Here is a 21,204-nt window from a genome sequence, read left to right on the forward strand (position 1 = left end):
TTTATCGGATAATAATCTTATTTATTTAGAAAATTAAACGACAACTCAACCTTAAAGTACTATAATATTCGGATAGCAACAGATGCTTACCCGGACCTAAGGTATGTGTAAGCGTTGGTTTTGCGGAGTTGTTAATTCTTTTTAGTTACTTGTAGTTAGAGGTTGTAATGTGTAGCGCACCTAAAGCAAGAGCAGCGAAAGGAAAAGTCGTCGATTACCAAGATTCGATGAATCAAAACTTAAGTCCGGAAAAACGTTCTGCATTTGCAAAAAAAGCCAATGCAGCTTATGAAAAGCGCCATCCAAATGAGGAGTTCAAAATGCCTTTTAAGGACCAAAAAAAGCACAAAAAAACAAAATCTCTAGTACACAGGGTTGAAGTGATATTACTCCTCATCGTCTTTGTTGCTATTGCAATTAGAGTCATATTTTTATCAGAATAAAATGCGAGTCAGCTCCAACATTCCTTCAGCAAACTTAAGAACGCACTTTATCACCTAACCAAGCCACAAACAGTAAACTGTTAAGCGTTTGCCCAACTGAGACCTTACTTTCAGACCCTCTGAACAAAACATCATGGCACCCGACGAAGGTACATAATTGCAGAATTGTTCAAATTGCCGCTTGCGTCGCAGATACGTTATAGTATAACATATTTTCAAATTGTTATTTTATAACATCTCAAATGCAGAGCATCTTCGGAAATACATCTGCATATTTATTACTCTAATAATTGAAAGAAATATGAAGCACGCATACAAATTACTCTCCGTTGCAGTTGCAACAGCATTACTAACGGCCTGTGGTGATACCAAAACGACCATTGTTGAACATGCACCAGTCGTTGAGCCTGTTAAAAAGGAAGATGGACATGACGAGCACGATCATGACCATGGTTCGGTGAGTGAAGCTGGTCGTCTATTGGTGACTTCTCCTGAGTCTAACTCTATACACTTGCTAGACATTGAGCATAAAGAAGTTGCTGCAGAACTGGCTTCAAGTAACTATGCGGGTAGAGTATATGCAACTGAGCACAGCCGTTACGCTGTACTTGTTCAGTCTGAAAACGGACGGGTAGAGTTTGTTGATGGTGGTATTTGGCAAGAAGATCATGGCGATCATATGCACCCTTATCAAGAGACGCCCAAGCTTAGTGACGTTTCTTTTGACCACGTTAAACCTGCGCACGTTACAAATGGCGAAAATAACACCGCAATCTTCTTCGATGGCAACGGTGAAGATGCCGTCAATGCTCAAGTAGCTGTTTTCTCTGAAGCTTATCTTGGTGGTGAAAAAGATAAACTTGCGGAGATCCACTATGACACCAACATGCACGGTGCAGCGCAATCTCGCGGCGAATACACACTGAGTACCATTCGCGATCCAGAAACAGCTTCTACATTACCGACTCAAATCGGGCTATTCCACAAACACGACGACCACTTTGATCAAGACAAAGTATTTGAGCAGAGCTGTCCAGCCCTTCACGGTAGCGCTCAAAACCATGAGCACATTTCTTTCGCATGTGGTGATGGTGTTGTGATCATCACAGAAGAAAACGGTGAATTCACAGCGAAGAAAATCGCAAATCCAGAAAGTTTTGCTGAGAAACAACGTATCGGTGTGTTAAGAGGCCACGAAAATAGCCATCAATTCATAGGTATTGCAGGTACTGAACTGGTTGTTGTCGACGCTGAGCACGGCGAAATTGAAAAAATTGAGTGGACTATTACAAAAGACCATAGCATTGCAGGTGGTGACTTTAACTATGACGGCTCTCATGCAGCTGTTTTAGATTCAGCAGGTGTTCTGACTATCTTTGAACAACATGCCGAAGGTGATGAGCATCACTGGGAAGTAGCACACACTGTGAAAGTTCATGACCATGAACTAACCGCTTTGCCTGAAGATGTTACTTTTAGACTCGCCTTCTCAGGTGCAGAAAACATCGTCTACGTTACAGATTCAGACGCAAAACACGTATTAGGTTATGACCTTGAAACCGCTGAAGTAAAGGTTGAAATTGAACTAGATTTCACACCAGACAGACTAGTTTGGTTAGGTATTGAAAAAGGAGGCGAACACGCACATTAATACTCCCGGGTATCACGTGTATGTCTCTTGATTGTGAGCCAAAGTGCCTTTTTTAAGGCACTTTTTTCATTTCTGCTACTCCGGTTTACTCTCTTTTGCCAAACAGAGTATAAAAGCGACTTGCCACACCATTTGTCCAACCAAAACCTTGCTGAACAATATACTCACCACCCTCTGCCTTTTTATTTGGCTCAATGACATTGTATTTCTCCAAAAGACACTGGTTGGCGTTAAAGCTAGATTCAAGTGTTGTTAACCATTTGCTCGCGACCTCTTTAGCCTCTTGTGTAAAGCCGTAGTTCAATAACCCCTTAACACCAAACCACTGTAAAGGAGCCCAGCCGTTAGGACTATCCCATTGCTGAGGGGTTACTGCCAGTGTGGTCACAAGCCCACCCGCTTTACAAAATTCGGACATCATTTTTTGTGACATCTGGCGCGCGCGCGCACAATCTTCCACTAAGTTGAAAAACAACGCCGTTGCTCCTGCCATAGTTACGATATTGCGTTTGCAGTTGAGTTCAACGTCAAAATCGACATACCAATTGGCTTGTTCATCCCACATATATTGATTGATCAAAGCTGCACGTCGTTTTGCAGCCCTATCCATTTTCTGTGATTCTTTGCTGTTATTGGTAGCTTGATAGCAGCGGGACAACTGGGTTTCCAAAAAATACAGTAGCGCATTTAAATCAACTGGTACAATGTGCGTTGTCATAATGGTTTTTAAATTATTCGACTCTTGCAGCCAGCGGCTACTAAAATCCCAACCAGATTCGCACGCTGCGCGAATATTTCTATAAAAATGAGTCTTCTCATCGTTAGTTAGATGTTTTGCGTCTTCAATGTCTTCTTTATATGACTCAGGTCTAGGCGACGGGTCATTATCCCAATATCGATTCAATATACCGCCACAAGGCATCATTACCACACGGTCAAAGTGCAGAAGATCAGAGCTAAGCTTATCACAGCCTTTCATCCAAAACGCGTACTCTCTTTGCAATGAAGATGTAACTCTTGTAAGCCAATTTTCGTCGTCTTTTTTTGTTTCCCAGAGCAAGTCGACCATCATTGCTGTAACCGGGGGCTGGGAACGCGTTGCGTAATAGCTTCGATTTCCATTGGGCACATGGCCTAGCGACTCAATTAGACTACAAAAGTTCTCTAACATGTCTTCTACAAGCTTTTCACGACCAGAGTCCATCAATCCTAGCGCTGTAAAATAACTATCCCAGTAATAAATCTCATTAAACCTGCCACCAGGGACTATATATGGCTTAGGTAATGCTAATAAAGAACTGGTGTTTTGCTCACTCCCTTGCCTTGCCAACCTGTCCCAAAGTCGTTCAATGTAATCTGGAACAGACCTAACATCACTCAGTGCCTGTAACTCAGGGGCCTCTGCAAATTCGAAATGAGTTGCAACAAAGGTTTTTAAATCGGCCGGCTGTGTTTTGTCATATTCAGCGCATGCTGCTTGCCACGATTGTTTTGGAATAGCATCAGAAAAAACTTTACTATCGATGAACATCCCTGATAACTGAACGTCCTTAAATAAGCGACTGTGCTCAAACTTCATTATTATTCCTCGACTTATACTGCTGACGAGCACGCTACTTGTTGAGCACGCTTTTTAAATAGAAATAAGGTAAATACGATAATTCCCATCGGGATCAGGGACATGTAAAATGCGTGTTGACCACTCATATACTCAAATACAAATCCAGTGATCAAGGACCCCGTTGTCCCACCCAAAGCAGAAAAGACAACAATAAGCCCTGTCATTGCCGCGTGACGATGCTTCTTCAAACTACTTAACATAATCGAATTAATTACTGGATAAATTGGTGCCATAAGTAGCCCAATCAATGGCATCAAATAGGCAGCCAATGGTGCATCAAATACGCTCGTTACTGCGTTTTGAGGTAAATTTTTGGTCATCGGGAGAGTGAGTAAAACCAAAATAGCCATACCGATTAAGCAAATATTTAAGAAAATATACCAGTCGACTTTTTTGAGAATTTGCCCCGCCGCCAATCTGCCAATCGCTAAGCTCGCAGCAAAAATACTGCTGAGCTGAACACTGACGTCGACGGGTAAATTGAGTACCTGATTATTAAAAGTCGGCAACCAAGTACCAACACCTTGTTCGATAAGAACATATAGGAATGCACTGATAATAAACACCAGCACAAGTGGTTGATAGGTTAAGCGCAGCATAGCAATAAAATCGCTGCTGGCACTACTTGAACTCGGCGTTTTCAACGTGCTTTTTTCGATTTTTGCAAACCATACTAAAAGCAAAGTAACCGCTGAAAGCCCAGCCAAAAGGTAGTAGACGTTTAACCAGTTGTTTGACGAGATATCCTCACTCAAAAATGCAGCAAACACCCAGTAGCCACTCAGTACCCCCACCATAAATATCCCTTCAATGGTGTTCAACAAACTAGAATGGGATTTCGTTGAATCCGTAACTTGGCCTATGAGAGCGTAAACTGAGACTTTGACGATAGCAAACGCACAACCAACAGCAGCGAAAAGTGCTTTGAGGGCCCAGAAATTGCCGACCATGGGAGTAACTAGGCACATAAAAGTTACTAAAGAAAGGCCACCCAATAAGGCTATTTTGTATCCAATTCTCGGAATGAATGAAGCGACCAAAAAAGAAACAATAGCAATGGGTATATCTTTAAATCCCTCTAGACTTGCCGCTTGCGCTTTAGATACACCAAACGTATTGATCGCTTGCAAAATAACTGTACCAACACTATTGAGCAATATGGCAAATAAAAAGTAACAGGCCCCCATGGCCAAAATGGTTCGCATATTGTGCATTGAAAGACTCGTAAATACTGTAAGTTTAATTCAGTCTAGCGCTCAAAGGTTAATTTTGCAAACGTTTGCATTTAAAGTTTTAATAACAGACATTAACACGGATATAGCAAGGCCATTGCGAATTGAGGCAAGTAGCTGCCCCCTCAATTAGCTCGATTGACGCTCTATTAAGGCAATATCTAGCTGACTAGACGATACTTTTTGACCATTGAGTTGAGCTAGGAGCTTTTTAACCAGCAACTCGCCCGCCTGTCTAGTATCTTGTCTTATTGTAGTCAGTGACGGAAAGCTGATGTCGGCCATTGCAATATCGTCGAATCCAACCACATGCACATCATTCGGAATACTGACGTAGCGTTCTTTCAACGCTTTCATTGCACCGAGCGCAACCATATCACTACACGCAAAAATCCCATCAAAATCAAGACCGTCACTGCGTAACTTGTGATTTATCGCGTCGTAAGCTGCTTGGCTTGTAATGTCAATTTTTAAGAGCTGTGTGGCAGTTACACCTGCCCGCTCGGCCCCAGCACAAAATCCACTATAGCGCTCTGAGAGCTCAGCATGCGCGGGATCTCCTAAAAACATGGGGTTTTTAGCTCCTTTAGCAATGAGGTGCTCTGCGGCTAATTCTCCACCTAAAAAGTTGTCACTTCCAACCACGACATAATCAGCATCGGTCTTTGGATCACCCCAAACCACAAGAGGCATGCCAGCTTTTGCTGCATTATCGATAAGCGCTTGTTGCTTCCCTTGACCCACGACAATCACACCATCAGCCCGGCGACCATCGATAAAGTAACCGTACCAATCAATCCCAGCCATAAAAGAATTAGATAGTAGCAACTCATAACCCTGTCGATTAACAGCAAGGTTAATGTCGCTGACAACTTTCAGTAAAAATGGATCATCAATAGACTGTTCTGTTTCTGAATCAAGATTAATGAGCACCGCAATGACTTTGGTTTTCTGTAAACGCAAACGGCTCGCAGCAGCATTGAGGCTAAAGTTGTGTTCTTTAGCTAGTTTTTGAACTCGTTCTCGAGTTTCTTTTTTTATCAATGGGTTATCATTCAAAGCTCGAGAAGCTGTAGATGTTGATACACCCGCTAATTTGGCTAAATCTGCCAATTTCAATTTTTTATGTGGCATTGCTCATTCACTGCATCAGAAAACATCTATGATGATTTGGCATCATTCTAAGGGTTCCCCCCTAAATTAGAGCCATTAGATTAAACTACTCAAGGTAATTCATCCACATTGAATTACCCTCTACACCTTTGTAATATCAAATAAGCGCTATTTTATTAACTCTTTGTTTTTATTATTCCCACGCTAAAAACTAAGTTATCAAAAAGCATGCACTTAACATCATAGGTAAACCCAAAGTAAAAAAATATCGCAAACTCCTATTGCAAACGTTTGCACAAAGTTCTATTTTAAAATAACGCCCAGTGCAATCCAACTAAAATTATGCAGAGTTAGCGAATTAAAATAACTCTGAGTTGAGGCGATAAGCGATGCCGACGTGCAAGTCGGTCATTATGACAACACATATGACACAACCAAGGGAGCAGCTCCTGTGAACTTAGGCAAGAAGTATTCTGCACTTGCAGCAGCGGTTATGGCCGCGATAACCTATTCTAACGTGGCCAATGCTGAGCAAAAAAATAACGCCAAAGAAAAGCTAGAAACTATTGTAATCTCTGGTACTCCAGGCGGTATGGGGATCCGAAAAGTGGATGCAGCCTATGCCGTTACAAATGTTGACGAATCCTTAATTGAAAGACTCGCACCTAAAAGCACAGCCGACTTATTCAAGGCCATTCCTGGAGTTTGGGTAGAAAGCTCAGGTGGTGAGTCTGGTGCCAATATCAATGTTAGAGGGTTTACATCAAGTGGTGACGCACCGTTTCTAACCGTCAGCCTAGATGGCTCACCAGTTTACCCTGCTCCTACACTCTCCTTTTTAGAAAATTCGTCAATTTTTCGCCTCGATGAAACCATCTCCATGATGGAAGGGCTTAGAGGCGGCCCTAACCCTGTGTTGTCTAATGGCCAACCTGGACTGACAACCAATTTTAGATTAAAAAGAGGCCAAGAAGACACTGAAGGCACATTCAAATACACAACCTCAGACTACGGCCTACAGCGTGTAGATGGTGTGTTAAGCGGTGAGCTTAGTGAAGACCTTTATTATATGGTGGGCGGGTATATTAAGCGCTCATCAGGGATCCGTGATGCCGGTTTTACTTCTGAGAAGGGTCATCAATTTACAATTAAGTTGACCAAAGAACTTGAAAATGGCGAAATCAATGTTTATACGCGCCAAACAGATGACACTGGCGCTTGGTATTTGCCTACGCCACTTAATGAGGCCGGTGTAGATGCTGAGTTTACGCAACTTGGTACTTTAAACCGCCAAGCAACCATACACGCAGGTAACGGTAAAGTTGATATCGACCTAGCAGAAGGACGCGGCTGGGATGGCCATGTCTCCGGGGGAAGCATCTCTTTAGAATTGGCTAATGGTTGGCACTTTATCGATCGCTTTAGCTTAACTCAAGGTAACGCCAACACATACGGTCTAGTGCCTGCTGGCAATGCCGTTAATTTATCAGAAGTAGCTGACAATGGCATTAGTGCGACAGGTGCAGTAACAGGTAAAGAGTATGGTGCAGAAACACGAGTACAGGATTATGGCCGTTGGGTTGTGCACAAAGATATAGAAGCATTTACGAATGATCTCGCTATCAGTAAAGACTTTGGCACTGTTAACAGCGCATTCGGTGTTTATACAGCAACGACATCTGCTAAAGATTGGTGGAGCTTAGGGAATACCGCATATCACGTTTTAGCTCAGGGCGGTGAAATGCTGACCGGTATCGCCTGTAATGATTCAGTTGAGGGCTGCGGCTTTAACTATGATATTAATAGCAACGGTGACGCCACAACACTTGCTTTTTACACCACTCACAGTTACCAAGCAACTGACAGTCTAACGTTAGATTTAGGCCTTCGTAGTGAGCGTCATGAAGTTGACTACTCTGTCGATGAGGGACTGGATGGCATAATCACTAAATCTGTCGATTTTAGCGCTCGCAAAACTTCTTGGACCCTAGGCGCAGATTATAAGTTAGATCAGCAAAGCGGTGTATTTGTTCGTTTTAACAAAGGCTTTAAAATGCCGTACTTTGACGATTTTAGAGATAACTTTGATGCATATTCGGCGGGTGATCAGTTAATCAAAGAAGTGGCTCAAAGCGAAGTCGGTTACAAGTTCATGGGAGAAAACATGGACTTTTTCGCAACCATTTTTGCCAACGAAGTAAAAGGTGAATCATTCTCTGTTCGCCCTGACTTACCTGCACAGCGTTTCACGACTGAAGCACAGGGCATTGAGGTTGATTTTAACTACAACCACGAATCAGGTTTCAGTGTTAACCTCAATGGTACATTACAAAACAGCGAAGTGGCTCAAAGCCCTGATGCCAGCCTAACGGGTAAGAAATCACAGCGCATCCCAGACTGGCAGCTGCGTATCACACCAAGCTATGAATTTGAGCTAAATGATATGTTTGCAACAGTTTACGGAACTTTCTCTGCGGTAGATTCTCGTTTTAGCGACATTCAAAATACACCGAGTGCGGTGCTTGATGGCTACGAAAAAATTGACATAGGGTTCACTTTGGAACCTTCTGAGCAAGTACAATTACAAATTGCCATTGACAACCTAACAGATGAGCAAGGATTAACAGAAGGCGACCCACGTAATCCTGCTGCTGCTAACGGACGCTATATCTTGCCTCGAAGCGTTAAATTTAGCGTGGCATATAACTTCTAATCCCAAATTTGGCCCACACATTTAGGGCAACATGAAAACTAACGACCAAAGCCCGACGAGGATCACCTTCTATGTTGGGCTTTTTTCTGTGTCCTTCTACACTTAAAAGGGCTCAATCATCTTTTTTACATAATCTCGCTTTTAAAGCGTAATAAAGCTGGTGAGTAGTTTCGGATAATACTCTTTGCAAATATTAATGACTTTCACTTGTTAGCGATAATACAAAGGTGCTGAATATATAAGCTGCGCAGGTGCTGGAGTGAAATAATGAACATTGAAGAAATTCAAAAAGGCGAATGGCTTGAATACCAAGACCATCCAGTTGAGGTTTTAATCGTAGATAGACGCAATCAAGTTGTCACAGTTTGGGACGAAAAAAGTCAACGGAAGATAGATTTACATGCAGATTTACTTAAAGCAGATCCACAATGTCACTGTGACTCATTTCTCTATTACTAGTAAGCGCCCAAAGCAACTACATGCTTTGGGCTTATTCACCCTTAGGGCTTAATCATCTGCCACTGCGCGTTTTTGTTATGTGCTTCGCCTTTTCGAGATAAATGCACTTGTCCCGTGCTAACGTCCGCCCAAACATATTGTTGCCAATAGCTGTTTTTGAGATTGAAATTTGTGCCATATGACTCGATGTTAAATGACGCTTTGTCTGGCGTTGTCCACAACATAGCGTCTCCAGTAAAGTTGTTTTTATAGCTTAAGAACAGCTCCGCGTTATTTCTGGTTCTAAAATAAACCTCTTCGCCACCGCCATTGATTAATAAAAACTCAACAGCTTTGACGCCATTGGCATTTAACAATGCATTTTTTTCTTCGCCAGATTGAGCGCCTAGCGCCTTACCAGTCGCCACATTATGAATGTGAACAGCCTCTCCTGTGTCCGCATCAAGTTGCTGCGGCTGCCACTGTTCTGGTGGTGTTTTCCAAGTTAATGACTTCCACTTCCAGTTGTATGGCATATTGATTAGGGGGTCACTTACATCGCTATACCCTGTTTCTGCTTCGATATTGTACAAACAATGCCGGCGCTCTTCTTCTAATTGTGCAACTCGCTCAAGCTGATCGGTTGTACCGACATTTAACTCAGCCATGCATTGCAATAGTGATTTTCCTTTTCCACGCTCCCCTGGGGCCAATACATAGGTATGATCACGTTTTTCTTCGTCGTTGTACCAGCTCAGCATAGCTTGCTCATCAAAAGACAACCAATTAGCAACCAATTGCCTTGCCTCCTGCTCCGCTTTCAATTTACGCTCCTCTACTGGCAAAGCCATGGTGCGAATAAAAGCAGCCCACAGATCTTTACTGGCTTCGAGAGAAACTAATGCAACAGGTTTTATATTGCTCGGTTTGTAGGCCTGCCAGCCACTTTGCCCCCGAGATTCTGGCTTCCAAATTACATCCCCACTTTGGAAGTTAATGGCTTCTTTTGTATCATGCGTATGTTGCTCTGCACCTTCTGAACATAAATACGCTTTTACCTGCCAGATTTTTTCGTAGTTGTCGGCAGCTAGGCGCACAGTATGTTCTGGGCTAAATGAATCTTGAAATAAGTGAACGGCCCTACCAAATAAAAAATAGTTGTGGTCAACCTCAACCGCTTTGGCATATCCTCCCCCATCCCAAACTTTGATCTTTTTTGACTCTGCAATAGCTGCGTTTACAAAGTGAGAAATGAAGCGCTGTTGTGCGCGTTTTGCAGCATTCACACCTCCTATTCCACCAATATCATCGTAGCGGCGCATAAAGTGATCTTGCTGCAAGTCAGCAGGCTCCTGCGCCACAGCATTGAAGCAGTTAGGTCCTGTCGGGTCGGTACTGGCCGAAGTGACATTAAACCCGGCAATATCTACCCACCTTTCTCCAACAATGGCAGCAAAAACTGCATCATATTCTGACCAATAGGTCCCATCTTCGTTTGCTTTTGATAAGATCCTTTCCACTTCGTGTTGAGCTACATTGAGTTCAGTGGACTTCGCTAGGCCATTTTGCCACGTCAGTCTTGGGTCTTGCGGATCACTGACCCGAGTATCTTGCCCCATTAGCTCAAGCGCTGCCGTTCGTGTAAGCCACTCATGGCCAATTGGCATTACACCAGCTCCACCTAATTGCGTAAATGCCATTGCCGATGAACTAGTAACCACTGCAGCTACAACACATGAAAGATATTTTAATTTCATAATTACTCCTTTTAAAACGAGTAAATTTTTACACAAAATTAAAATAAAAGCTCTAATTTATGAATTTTTTATTACTTTAAATCAAAGTAAAGGTATAAAGCATTCCCTTTTGCCATCGAGTTAAACCGCTTTCATCAGTCATTTATTGAAGCGGTTACTGCGCTATTTGCATGCAAAATTGCGGTGTCATAAAGTGCAACTGAAGTATCATCTTCAGTTACAAGCAGGGCAATTTCAGTACAACCCAAAATTATCGCTTCAGCACCTTGTGCTTGTAGTTGCTCGATAATGTTTAGGTAAGCTTGTTTGGATCCCCTTTTGATTTGACCTAAACACAATTCATTATAAATAATGTTATGCACCACCTTCTGAGCATTTTCATCAGGTACAATTACGTCAATATCAAACTTATTTTTAAGCCTATCTTTATAAAATGACTCAGCCATTGTGAATTGAGTCCCCAGCAAGCCAACTTTCTTTTTTCCATCCTTTACGATTTGCTCACCAGTCGGATCAGCGATATGGATCAAAGGCACGTTTACCGCTGCTTGTACTTCTTCATACACTAGATGCATGGTGTTGGTACAAATCAAAATAAAATCAGCACCTGCCCGCTCGACATCTTTGAGGTCTTGACTGAGCATTTGCGCCATAGTCTCCCATCGTTGTGCCTTTTGAAGTTCGGCAATAGGAGCAAAATCTATACTTTTCATCATGATTTTTGCAGAATGCAACCCGCCTAAAGAATCTTTAATCCCTTGATTAATATACTTATAGTAATTTGCAGTAGACTCCCAGCTCATTCCACCAAGTAGACCTATCGTTTTCATATTTGATTCCTTAATACGACACTGTTAACGCTGTTCTGACAACCAATAAAAATAGTAATACCACAATAAATACTCAGAAGAAAAGCGATTGGTTTAATTAAAAATTTGACAACAAAATGGCTAATACACTAACGTCTGCCTTGGATTAACGCCCAGTGACTACAGTCACTTTTTTATACATCACGGTATAATAGTACACTTGAATACACCTTAAATTGAGCGACTTCCAAACATAGCTATGCTTACAGTTTTTTCGTTTGGAAATGTATTTAAACCTCCTGTACTACACATTACTGAGCTTTGTTAAACTGTCCGGCGGATGGGTAACTGGTACGCAATGGGAGACAGAAAAGATAGATGACAATGTCTAACTCCAAAGCGAATTACTTCTTCGCGACATCCAGTTTTCTCTCGGCAAAAAGTTCAAGTTTCGTGTTCTTGGGGCTAGGGCTAACGAATTTTAAAGACCCTAGCCCAATTGTAATCTCGTTGCTTCAATTAGCCGTTTTAAAAGTGATAGCGGTAAACTAAACCTAAGCGGTCGATCCCTTGTCCATTATGATATTTCCATGTCAGACTCGATACGCCCAGACGCGCGGTTATGCCCAACTCAGCCCACGCCCCTTCGTCATTTTTAGCCTGTTCAGGGTCAAAGTACTCATACCCAAGCCTAGCAAATGCAGAAAAGTATTGATTAAAACTATGTTCATACTCTGTGTGGAACCGATAAAACGAACCATCCCTAGTCCGATCCTCTAAGGATAAGCTCATTTCCCCCAAAGTGGCACCAAAAGAAAAACGTCCGCTTTGTGTTGCATAGGCAATATAGCCGAGTTCCAATAAGTTTTCGTCCAAATCCACATCTAATTGATAATTGGGTCGCTCTAAAGTATCTCGTTGTCTTTTGGCATTAAACCCAGCATATAATCCATTTTCAAATTCGTAACCAAAGCCAAATTGAATACCACTGGGCTGCGGACTATTTCTGTTCCCCATATCACTGTGTGAATAGCCAAGCTCAAAATATGTTTTATTTAAATCTGCTGCTTGTACATTAAAGCCAATCGCTGAAAAAACGGCAAAAAGTATTTTATTTTTCATTTCTTAAACCCCTAATTTAACTGATGAAAAAATGCTACACCAGTCAAAAAAAGAGGTCTGTATCAAAGTGTCTCAAGATGCAGCAATCTTTATCTATTGATAGTAAATACTAGGTATTTGTACTGAATTTCAAGCTTAACCTTCGAGGTTATATTAAGTTGTAGTGCTAAATTGCAACAAGGGTAGAAAGGGAATCAGCAGTTAATAGCGCAGGCCAACAGACGGGCCTGCGAATTGATCATGTTTTAAAATGAGTATCGATATGCAAAGGCTATTTGCTCTGCCACCTCCCCTCTAGAGAACCCCCACGACAAGCTAGATGCTCCCAAGTGCGCACGGATACCGGCTTGCGCCCAAAAGCCATCTTCTTTAGTAGAATTATCCCCGTCGATAGACTCGTATCCGACCTTTGCAAAAGCAGAAAAGTACTTATTAAAACCATGGTCATACTCTGTATATAGTCGATATATATTTGCATCACTGTTATTATCTTTAATAGCAATATCCATTTCACCGATATACGCCCCTACAGAGAGCCGTCCTTTTTCAGTTTTATTTAAGACATACCCCAATTCAAGAAGATTTTCATCATAATCAACATCTTGATCAAGAAAATATATTATGAACGTATCTCTATGTCGCTTAAAATGTAGACCACTATAAAAGCCATTTTCAAACTCATAACTTAAGCTAATTTGATGTCCAAGTAAGTCTAAATCTGTTTTTTTGTCAAAATAAGTATTGTCTGTGAACTCAGTTGTTGAATATCCAATCTCTAAGTAAGATTTACTTAAATTAGCTGCTTGCACTTGCGTTGCACATAAAGCCAATGTGGCCATTAAAAGTTGTTTTTTCATCGAAAGTACCTCCAAGAATGTCATGCAGATAATACTAGTGACAGGGTTGAGCTAAATCCGTATGAATGTGTTCAATGACATAGCAAATATCAGTCAAATATAAGTAGAATCCGGACCGTGTTTTTACATTCATTTACATAAAAAGGAAAAAACAATGCACACGATTTTCTATGAAAAAAAATAATAACCATAAGTATCAAATAAATATAACTTCTCTACGCCATATAATTGTGACGTTTATACCATGTACAAAGCTCGCAAAAGATTGATACATGAGCAGTTATGAGCGGGCTTTAACTGAGCAAGAAAGCCAGCTTTCCAAGCACACTAAAATTCTATTTGATTGTACTCGCCTCTACGAATTCATATTTGCATATATCCACAAGGCTTAAGATGAGAAATTGCAATTATTACCGCTCGTAATGACGGTATTGTTTAGGGACTGAAAAATCAAAATATGCATGCCTTAAAGCATTGCATTTACGCCATATGTACTATGCTTAAACAAAGTATTTTTAAAGGAAGTGAACATAGCCATGAGCAGTCAGTCCATGACACGACGGTTTGTTCTCCCGCTTGGGTTAATGATGGTCGTTGTCGCCATCCTAGTCGCAACTACACTCCCATCTATTATAAAATCAACCATGTTACAAATTACCTCTGACGATGCAATTGTAACGGTTAATCAGTTTAAAACTCTAAGAGGCTATTACACCAAAAATGTGATCTCAAAAGCCAAAGCCTTTGGGATGTCACCTCATTTTGAACACCGCAATGACAACAATGCGATCCCTCTGCCTGCAACACTCATCCATGAATTGAGTGAACTCCTATCTCGATCAGGCACCAAAATACAGCTTTATAGTGAATACCCATTTCCAAATCGTAAACACAGGCAGCTTGACGAGTTTCAAAAGGAGGCATGGAAATACCTTTCCTCCAACCCCAAAGAGGTTTATTCAAAAATAATTGAGTCAAATAACAATCAATATTTAAGGATTGCAGTGGCAGATACAATGCAAGCACAAGCCTGCGTAAATTGCCACAATACGCACCCTTTGACGCCGAAAGTCGGTTGGAAAGAGGGTGATGTGAGAGGCGTCCTCGAAGTTACCAAGCCATTGGAAAATGTAACCGCCCTGACTTCGAACATTCGAAATTATATCTTGATCGGCTCCCTGTTAGTTTTAATACTGCTCATTGTCACTTTGGTTATGATGTTTGAGCGATTTGTACTTCGTCGAACCAAAAAACTAGAAGATTCACTTGCCAACTTAGCATCAGGTCAAAGTGATTTAACGAAGTTTATAGAAGTAGATGATGACGATGAGATTGGCAGTGTCGCTGTTCAATTTAATCACTTTCAAGGGAAGTTCAAATCCTTGATTGAGTCCATTGTACACACAGCAAATCATCTTGAAGTATCTGTCAATAATGTCAGAAACGCGACAAGCAATATACATTCAAAAATACAAGAACAGGAATTACAAACACAGTCAATTGCGTCAGCGATAAATCAAGTGACAGTCAGCATCAAAGACATTTCTAGTAATGCCGATCATGCAGCACAAAGCACCAACGAAACGGATAAGAATTTAGTATCAGCCAGTGAGCAAATGCGGCATTCAGTAGAAAACATCGATTCTTTATCAAACGAGATGTCAGAACTGGTCAGTGTAATAACAAGCCTAAGTTCAGAGAGTAAAGAGATAGGGGTCGTATTAGATGTGATCAAATCAATCGCCGAACAGACTAACCTCTTGGCACTAAATGCAGCAATCGAGGCTGCAAGAGCTGGAGAGCAAGGTAGAGGCTTTGCTGTTGTTGCGGACGAAGTAAGAGCTTTAGCTCACAGAACTCAACAGTCCATTGACCAAATCCAAGGCACCGTTAACGCGCTGCAACGTATCGGTAGTGAAGCTGTAGAAAAAGTTGAAAATGGCAATAAGCTGACCGACGAAACTCGGGATGAAGTCAGAGATGTATCAGAACAGTTGAACAAGGCTATGGAGCTAGAGCACGATGCAAATGCAGCTGTCGATAACATCGCTCAAGCTATGGTCCAGCAGTCAGACGCTTCATTAGAGATGGATTCAAATATCATACGACTTCGAGATTTGGCTGGCGACTCGATTGCAGAATTAGACAAAGTTATACGCATGCTAGAGACAGTAAATAAAGATAGTCATCAACTCACCGAGGAGCTTGGCAGGTTTAAACTGTAATGAGCGTTGCACAAGCCTGAGACACACAGCTCCGTTTATAGAAGAATGGGGCCTTGTATATCGTACAAGGTCCCGTGATCGCCTCAGTAATGTTGTTATGCACAATAAGAAATGACTTTTCAATCAAGCTAAATGCGCCTTTGCAATATCAATAAAACTGTCAATATCACTTTTCTCAATACCTGAATGGGTCACTAACCGCATTCCCTGATAACCCGGCGTCATATTTATTCCCTTTTCATACATAGCTTTGGTAAATGCCTGTATATCAACGCTGTTATCAACATTCAAAAATACTAAGTTGGTTTGAACTTCGTATGACGTGCTATCAAACCCTGGCAGCTCATTGATCCTGCCGGCCAAATAACGGGCATGCTCATGATCTTGCTCCAACCGTTCAACATTATTTTTTAATGCGTATAAACCCGCTGCGGCGAGAATACCCGCTTGACGCATGCCGCCACCCAGCATTTTTCTAAGCCGCCTAGCCTTTTCGATGAATGCGCTGTTGCCCATTAGCAGCGAGCCAACAGGCGCTCCCAAACCTTTAGATAAACACACAGTCATTGAATCAAAGTGTTGACTGATCTCTTTGATATCAACACCCAAGGCAACGGCGGCATTGTACACGCGTGCCCCGTCTAAGTGATGCTGCAGTCCATACTTTTTAGTCAAAGAGCGAACTTCACTTAGGTACGATAAACTCAAGACCTTACCGCCAATCGTGTTTTCCAAACTCAACAGTTTAGTTTTTGCAAAGTGAAAATCGTTTGGTTTAATCGCCGCAACAATCTTATCTAAACAGATTTCACCATTGGGTAGGTTTTCTAAAGGTTGAGGTTGCACAGAGCCGAGAACAGCAGCTCCACCCGCTTCATATTTATAATTATGTGCATCTTGGCCACAAATATACTCATCACCACGTTCACAATGTGCGAGAATTGCCAGTAAATTAGCCTGTGTACCTGAAGTTACGAATAAAGAATCGTCAAAGCCATGTTTAACGGAGCTGTAGTGTTCAAGCTCATTTACGGTAGGGTCGTCACCGTATACGTCATCACCAACCATAGCATTGCTCATTAGCCGCCTCATATTTTTGCAAGGTTGTGTGACCGTATCCGAGCGAAAATCTATCATGGGAGTTCCTCATTGCGATTGAATAAAAACATAATATGGACAATGTCCCATGTTTTCAATTCTCTGGGAAATCACCTGCATACGAATTTAGCTTGTGCCTTTCGGGTATGATCAAGCGCCAGCCTTTGGATTGCGAGGGCTGCGCAGCTTGCTGTAATTTTTCGTGTATTGGCTAACACAACGGACCCAACTTACCATCAACTTTTGGTCATGCTTGCATTACGTAAGACGAACAAAATTGAGCTTTACGAGCAAGTATCATTAAAAAGAAATAAAGTCATCACCACGAAAAGTAGACATATAACTATGTTGACAAGATACACATTGCGCAAAGATTTAACTGCTTCCACATCCCCTCAAAAGGAAAGTATTTCAGCTTCTGAATGGTCCTATTAATTATTAGCGAGACAGCTCTGGTGATAAGTATCTAGACAAGGCCCCCATTAGACTTTCCATCTGAATTGGCTTGGTGATGTAATCATTCATCCCCGCGTCAATGCAAGCCTCCCGATCTCCTTTCATGGCATTTGCCGTAAGTGCCAATATTGGAATATCTAAAAAAGCCTCTCCCGCTTCACCATTTCGGATCCGACGCGTTGCTTCGAACCCGTCCATAAACGGCATCTGGCAATCCATCAAGACTAACTGGTAGTCATGCTCCTGCTCTCTTAGTTTTTCAATTGCTTCTTGACCGTGGCCCGCCAAATCAACAATCAAGCCGATGGAGTCTAGCATTTTTTTAGCTACGAGTTGATTAACCGGGTTATCTTCTACCAATAAAACCATTTGATGAGAAAAAGAGCGTTTAATAGACGACTCAATATCTGTAGCAGTGCCTTGTCTCGAGTTCATGGATTCAAGTGTGCTCTCAAGTTCTTTTTGCGTAAATGGTTTGTTCACACGACTTGAAAACCCGAGCTTTTTAAAATACCCACTGCTGTGTGTATCACTGAGTAAAGTTAAAATAACCGCGGTAGTCCTAGAACTGACTTTCCACTTTTTCAACCAATTGTCGGTCTTTTTTCCCGCCACATAGCGGCTCAACAGGAGCAACTCAGTGTCTGCTCGTAGGCACGCTTGCGCGTCTTTGAAGTTGGTGGCAACAACCACCTCATGTGCAAATGAACAAAACATCTTTTTGAGTAATTCAGCTGAGGTTTCTGAGCTGTCAACAATCAACACAGACTGCAATCGAGCTTCGGGTTCTAGGTCTAACTTTTTAACCGATTCAAGTAAGATCTCAAAGCTAAACACACTACCCACACCCATCTCGCTTTGCAGCGATGTATTTCCCCCCATTAGTTGACATAGGGTTTTTACAATTGCGAGGCCTAGACCCGTTCCGCCAAACCTTCTCGTGGTTGTAGAGTCAACTTGAGAAAATGACTGGAATAACTTTTCTTGTTTATCTAATTCAATACCGATCCCAGTATCTTTGACATGCCCTATTAACCTTACTTTATCGTTGTGTAACTCTGTGACCAAAGTCACGGTTACATCTCCTTGGCTCGTAAATTTCAACGCGTTACCTACCAAGTTTCCTAAGACTTGTTTAAAACGAATAGGGTCCCCTTTTACCCAACGCGAAGTGACACCTACGGTATCAAGCACCAACTCTAGGCCCTTGCCGTGAGCTGCATGTGCATGCGTTTGCACAAGCGAAGCACTATGTTCAATGATATCAAACTCAACATGCTCAATTTCAAGTCGACCCGCTTCAATTTTAGAAAAATCCAGAATATCATTGATCACAACCATCAGGGCATCTGCGCTAGATTTTGCGGTCATTACATAATTGTGCTGTACCTCACTCAACCCTTCTTTTTCTACTAACTCCAACATGCCAATAACACCGTTCATGGGAGTGCGGATCTCATGGCTCATATTCGCCAAAAACTCAGATTTATGCCGCGATGCTTCTTCTGCCCGTTTCTTCGCAATAGCTAATTCATGGTTGGTGTTGAGCAGCGCTTGTTGGGCCCGCTTATTGGCAAAGTTATGCAACTCACCAACCATAATGGCAAAGCCGAAATTAAACACTAACTGGGCGATCATGATGGTGATAAAAAACAGCTGAATATAGATACTCGTATCTGTCAATATGCTGGTTGAACCATCACTAATTGGAGCACTTATCCGAAATATGCCAGCCGTGTTTAAACATCCAAGCCCCAGAACAACGAGCGCACCCGAGACTTCAAATCTATTACGACGATGTTCAACTAAAATAGCGACTATCCAAATTGAGGTACATAAAATTGTCAAAACAGACAGCTTTAATCGCCAAGCGTATGAGTCATGCCAATACGTAAAAGTACCTAAACATATTAGAAAGACGCCCAAGTAAACCACAAATATTCGCCACGGCGGGCGCCTCTGAACCGCATAATACAAGCCAACCAGCATCATGATTAAAGACAGCTGACCACAAAAGTTAGAAACAATGTGTTTAAAAAAATAAGGTAACGAATTTTGAGCCGCAAAAAGGCAAAAGTTGGTAACCAGTAACCACGGACCGACAGCCCAAAACGCAGTTGCTTTAATGTCTCTATTAGCCATCCATAAAAAAGTAAGGGCAGTTGCTGACGCAACAATACCAACTGCACACATTAGCAATATTGTTTGCGTTGACAATGTCAGCATTAAAACTGCTCTCCTATTCTTTGCACAAAAAAGCCTTTTGGTTTCCACTACTAAAAAAGTAGGAGAGGGATTCTTTAAAGTAAAGTACCCAAGCCAGATGCTTCGACAAAACTCGCCTCTTCCGGTACTGGAAACACACAAGGCGATAAACAACACACATCAAAAGAAAACACCAAGTTATCCAGAATAATTAAATGTTACAATTGAGAATTTAAATTGTAATCTTAGCGTGTTAAATTGAATTCGTTTTCAAATCAACCTCAGAAATACAGTTTATAAATTAGAGATTGACTGGAAATATAAAAATGAAAAGTATAAAAAAGGAAATTTAAAATGAAGTATATAAAATTGGCCATCGTAGCCGCTGCAATGTCTGTTGGTGCTTCTGCTTATGCAGACTCTAGTTTAGGTGTTAATATTACTGAGCAGCCACGTCCTGGTGTACCACAAGCCAGATGGACATATGTCAACATCACTGACAGCTATGGTCAAAATCAAAATGCTAAATTTAATTATAGTATTTCTAACTACACAATTAACTTTAATTGGACGACCAATGAAGGCGCCACAGGCGGTTGTTCGATCTATTATGATGTAAATAAGGATAGTTCAAGTGCTTGGGATGATCAGGTTGCTAAGCGTCGCTATGACACAACTAAGTTAATCCTATCTAACTTAAAACCTGGCGATCAGCTGTTCGTGCAATCAGCATTTGGTAAAAACTCTTCGCCATGCGAAGTGACTGTTAAACATAGCATTGGCTTAAAATAACAAGACTTTTTTGAGGGGACTTTCCCCTCAATTAAACTCGTCACAACCACCTGCCCACTTTTTAAAGTGCAAAACTCTACATTGCTGTCTATCTTTGTTTATATTGCAACAAATATAGTAATACCATGGAATTGATTGAGCTTATTTATATAAGTACGGTGACTAACCCACTGTGTGATGAAGAGTTAGAATCCCTGCGCAGACAGTGCGCCGCAGCCAATCAACTTCGAGGCATATCGGGTATGCTACTTTACGACGGCCACCATTTTATGCAAGTTATTGAAGGAGAAAAGCCTAAAGTAGAGCAGCTGTTCGAGCATATCAAACAAGATAAAAGGCATAATAATGTCGAAGCACTGATTTGTAACCCAATTAAAAAGCGCAATTTTCGCAAATGGGCTATGGGCCTAATCGATCTTGATAAAAGCCCTTCATATAGAAAAGTCAAAAAGTCCAGGCCCCACAGACGCCTTCCCTTGAGCTATAAGCTACTCAAATCTTTTCGCAACCACGAGTTTGAAATTGACGAACATATTGAACGCTCGTTTGGCAATTAGCATATCTAAAATTGCATTTTATTCATGAATTTTATTCAGTCAGAAAACGGTTCTGTAATTGACTGTAATGTAATTAACCCCTTAATGAACAAAAAACACATATTTCGTCCACTTT

General features: G+C 41.5%; 16 protein-coding genes. 7 read left to right on the forward strand and 9 right to left on the reverse strand.

Annotated features, from left to right (window positions below; genetic code table 11):
- Positions 1-167: 167 nt before the first annotated feature.
- Together MHN81_RS08695 and MHN81_RS08700 are read left to right on the forward strand one after the other, a co-directional pair.
- Positions 168-443, forward strand: a complete 276-nt coding sequence (locus tag MHN81_RS08695) for a hypothetical protein (RefSeq protein WP_023397922.1) — start codon at positions 168-170, stop codon at positions 441-443.
- A gap of 301 nt (positions 444-744) precedes the next feature.
- A complete protein-coding gene (locus MHN81_RS08700) occupies positions 745-2,094 on the forward strand; it encodes a hypothetical protein (RefSeq protein ID WP_023397923.1) in 1,350 nt (449 codons plus the stop codon).
- An 85-nt stretch (positions 2,095-2,179) separates the two neighbouring features.
- Here MHN81_RS08700 and MHN81_RS08705 read toward each other — a convergent pair whose 3' ends face one another.
- The 3 genes from MHN81_RS08705 to MHN81_RS08715 all read right to left on the reverse strand — a co-directional run bounded on the left by MHN81_RS08705 (position 2,180) and on the right by MHN81_RS08715 (position 6,081).
- The gene (locus tag MHN81_RS08705; protein ID WP_239425539.1) at positions 2,180-3,673 is read right to left on the reverse strand and encodes a trehalase family glycosidase; all 1,494 of its coding nucleotides are present in this window, start codon (positions 3,671-3,673) and stop codon (positions 2,180-2,182) included.
- A gap of 14 nt (positions 3,674-3,687) precedes the next feature.
- The gene (locus MHN81_RS08710; protein ID WP_239425540.1) at positions 3,688-4,929 is read right to left on the reverse strand and encodes an MFS transporter; all 1,242 of its coding nucleotides are present in this window, start codon (positions 4,927-4,929) and stop codon (positions 3,688-3,690) included.
- Positions 4,930-5,076: 147 nt separating this feature from the next.
- Positions 5,077-6,081 carry a LacI family DNA-binding transcriptional regulator gene (locus tag MHN81_RS08715; RefSeq protein WP_023397926.1) on the reverse strand — a complete coding sequence of 335 codons (1,005 nt, stop codon included), beginning with the start codon at positions 6,079-6,081 and terminating at the stop codon, positions 5,077-5,079.
- Positions 6,082-6,553: 472 nt separating this feature from the next.
- Here MHN81_RS08715 and MHN81_RS08720 point away from each other — a divergent pair, with 472 nt between their 5' ends.
- Together MHN81_RS08720 and MHN81_RS08725 are read left to right on the forward strand one after the other, a co-directional pair.
- Positions 6,554-8,773: a TonB-dependent receptor gene (locus tag MHN81_RS08720; RefSeq protein ID WP_052027351.1), complete on the forward strand. Its 2,220-nt coding sequence runs from the start codon at positions 6,554-6,556 to the stop codon at positions 8,771-8,773.
- Between the two features lie 267 nt (positions 8,774-9,040).
- The gene (locus MHN81_RS08725; RefSeq protein WP_023397928.1) at positions 9,041-9,232 is read left to right on the forward strand and encodes a hypothetical protein; all 192 of its coding nucleotides are present in this window, start codon (positions 9,041-9,043) and stop codon (positions 9,230-9,232) included.
- Between the two features lie 41 nt (positions 9,233-9,273).
- On the opposite strand, the gene MHN81_RS08730 is transcribed toward MHN81_RS08725, so the two are convergent.
- The 4 genes from MHN81_RS08730 to MHN81_RS08745 all read right to left on the reverse strand — a co-directional run bounded on the left by MHN81_RS08730 (position 9,274) and on the right by MHN81_RS08745 (position 13,756).
- Complete coding sequence (locus MHN81_RS08730) at positions 9,274-10,968, reverse strand: hypothetical protein (protein WP_023397929.1); 1,695 nt, start codon at positions 10,966-10,968, stop codon at positions 9,274-9,276.
- Between the two features lie 134 nt (positions 10,969-11,102).
- The gene (locus tag MHN81_RS08735; protein ID WP_239425541.1) at positions 11,103-11,798 is read right to left on the reverse strand and encodes an aspartate/glutamate racemase family protein; all 696 of its coding nucleotides are present in this window, start codon (positions 11,796-11,798) and stop codon (positions 11,103-11,105) included.
- Positions 11,799-12,305: 507 nt separating this feature from the next.
- The gene (locus tag MHN81_RS08740; protein WP_023397931.1) at positions 12,306-12,899 is read right to left on the reverse strand and encodes a hypothetical protein; all 594 of its coding nucleotides are present in this window, start codon (positions 12,897-12,899) and stop codon (positions 12,306-12,308) included.
- Between the two features lie 245 nt (positions 12,900-13,144).
- Entirely contained in the window at positions 13,145-13,756 is a 612-nt protein-coding gene (locus MHN81_RS08745) for a hypothetical protein (RefSeq protein WP_239425542.1), read from the reverse strand.
- A gap of 551 nt (positions 13,757-14,307) precedes the next feature.
- Between MHN81_RS08745 and MHN81_RS08750 the strand changes: the two genes are divergently transcribed.
- The gene (locus MHN81_RS08750) at positions 14,308-15,981 is read left to right on the forward strand and encodes a methyl-accepting chemotaxis protein (RefSeq protein WP_023397933.1); all 1,674 of its coding nucleotides are present in this window, start codon (positions 14,308-14,310) and stop codon (positions 15,979-15,981) included.
- A 123-nt stretch (positions 15,982-16,104) separates the two neighbouring features.
- Here the strand turns inward: MHN81_RS08750 and ltaE are convergent, their stop codons facing one another.
- Together ltaE and MHN81_RS08760 are read right to left on the reverse strand one after the other, a co-directional pair.
- Complete coding sequence (gene ltaE, locus MHN81_RS08755) at positions 16,105-17,118, reverse strand: low-specificity L-threonine aldolase (protein ID WP_239425543.1); 1,014 nt, start codon at positions 17,116-17,118, stop codon at positions 16,105-16,107.
- Positions 17,119-17,517: 399 nt separating this feature from the next.
- Positions 17,518-19,761 (reverse strand): response regulator, encoded by a 2,244-nt coding sequence (locus tag MHN81_RS08760; RefSeq protein ID WP_239425544.1) that lies wholly within the window; start codon positions 19,759-19,761, stop codon positions 17,518-17,520.
- Positions 19,762-20,094: 333 nt separating this feature from the next.
- Here MHN81_RS08760 and MHN81_RS08765 point away from each other — a divergent pair, with 333 nt between their 5' ends.
- On the forward strand, positions 20,095-20,532 hold the full coding sequence (locus MHN81_RS08765; protein ID WP_023397936.1) for a hypothetical protein: 438 nt from the start codon (positions 20,095-20,097) through the stop codon (positions 20,530-20,532).
- A gap of 125 nt (positions 20,533-20,657) precedes the next feature.
- The gene (locus MHN81_RS08770) at positions 20,658-21,089 is read left to right on the forward strand and encodes a BLUF domain-containing protein (protein WP_023397937.1); all 432 of its coding nucleotides are present in this window, start codon (positions 20,658-20,660) and stop codon (positions 21,087-21,089) included.
- Positions 21,090-21,204: the final 115 nt, after the last annotated feature.

Origin of the sequence: Pseudoalteromonas sp. Of7M-16 (genome assembly GCF_022347805.1) — a bacterium.
GTDB classification, from domain to species: Bacteria; Pseudomonadota; Gammaproteobacteria; order Enterobacterales; family Alteromonadaceae; genus Pseudoalteromonas; species Pseudoalteromonas luteoviolacea_F.

What these genes read in the sequence shown, in the direction of transcription:
- MHN81_RS08695 (WP_023397922.1), top strand. Translation starts at nt 168, where the DNA reads ATGTGTAGCGCACCTAAAGCAAGAGCAGCGAAAGGAAAAGTCGTCGAT.
- MHN81_RS08700 (WP_023397923.1), top strand. Translation starts at nt 745, where the DNA reads ATGAAGCACGCATACAAATTACTCTCCGTTGCAGTTGCAACAGCATTA.
- MHN81_RS08705 (WP_239425539.1), bottom strand. Translation starts at nt 3,673, where the DNA reads ATGAAGTTTGAGCACAGTCGCTTATTTAAGGACGTTCAGTTATCAGGG.
- MHN81_RS08710 (WP_239425540.1), bottom strand. Translation starts at nt 4,929, where the DNA reads ATGCACAATATGCGAACCATTTTGGCCATGGGGGCCTGTTACTTTTTA.
- MHN81_RS08715 (WP_023397926.1), bottom strand. Translation starts at nt 6,081, where the DNA reads ATGCCACATAAAAAATTGAAATTGGCAGATTTAGCCAAATTAGCGGGT.
- MHN81_RS08720 (WP_052027351.1), top strand. Translation starts at nt 6,554, where the DNA reads ATGGCCGCGATAACCTATTCTAACGTGGCCAATGCTGAGCAAAAAAAT.
- MHN81_RS08725 (WP_023397928.1), top strand. Translation starts at nt 9,041, where the DNA reads ATGAACATTGAAGAAATTCAAAAAGGCGAATGGCTTGAATACCAAGAC.
- MHN81_RS08730 (WP_023397929.1), bottom strand. Translation starts at nt 10,968, where the DNA reads ATGAAATTAAAATATCTTTCATGTGTTGTAGCTGCAGTGGTTACTAGT.
- MHN81_RS08735 (WP_239425541.1), bottom strand. Translation starts at nt 11,798, where the DNA reads ATGAAAACGATAGGTCTACTTGGTGGAATGAGCTGGGAGTCTACTGCA.
- MHN81_RS08740 (WP_023397931.1), bottom strand. Translation starts at nt 12,899, where the DNA reads ATGAAAAATAAAATACTTTTTGCCGTTTTTTCAGCGATTGGCTTTAAT.
- MHN81_RS08745 (WP_239425542.1), bottom strand. Translation starts at nt 13,756, where the DNA reads ATGAAAAAACAACTTTTAATGGCCACATTGGCTTTATGTGCAACGCAA.
- MHN81_RS08750 (WP_023397933.1), top strand. Translation starts at nt 14,308, where the DNA reads ATGACACGACGGTTTGTTCTCCCGCTTGGGTTAATGATGGTCGTTGTC.
- ltaE (WP_239425543.1), bottom strand. Translation starts at nt 17,118, where the DNA reads ATGATAGATTTTCGCTCGGATACGGTCACACAACCTTGCAAAAATATG.
- MHN81_RS08760 (WP_239425544.1), bottom strand. Translation starts at nt 19,761, where the DNA reads ATGCTGACATTGTCAACGCAAACAATATTGCTAATGTGTGCAGTTGGT.
- MHN81_RS08765 (WP_023397936.1), top strand. Translation starts at nt 20,095, where the DNA reads ATGAAGTATATAAAATTGGCCATCGTAGCCGCTGCAATGTCTGTTGGT.
- MHN81_RS08770 (WP_023397937.1), top strand. Translation starts at nt 20,658, where the DNA reads ATGGAATTGATTGAGCTTATTTATATAAGTACGGTGACTAACCCACTG.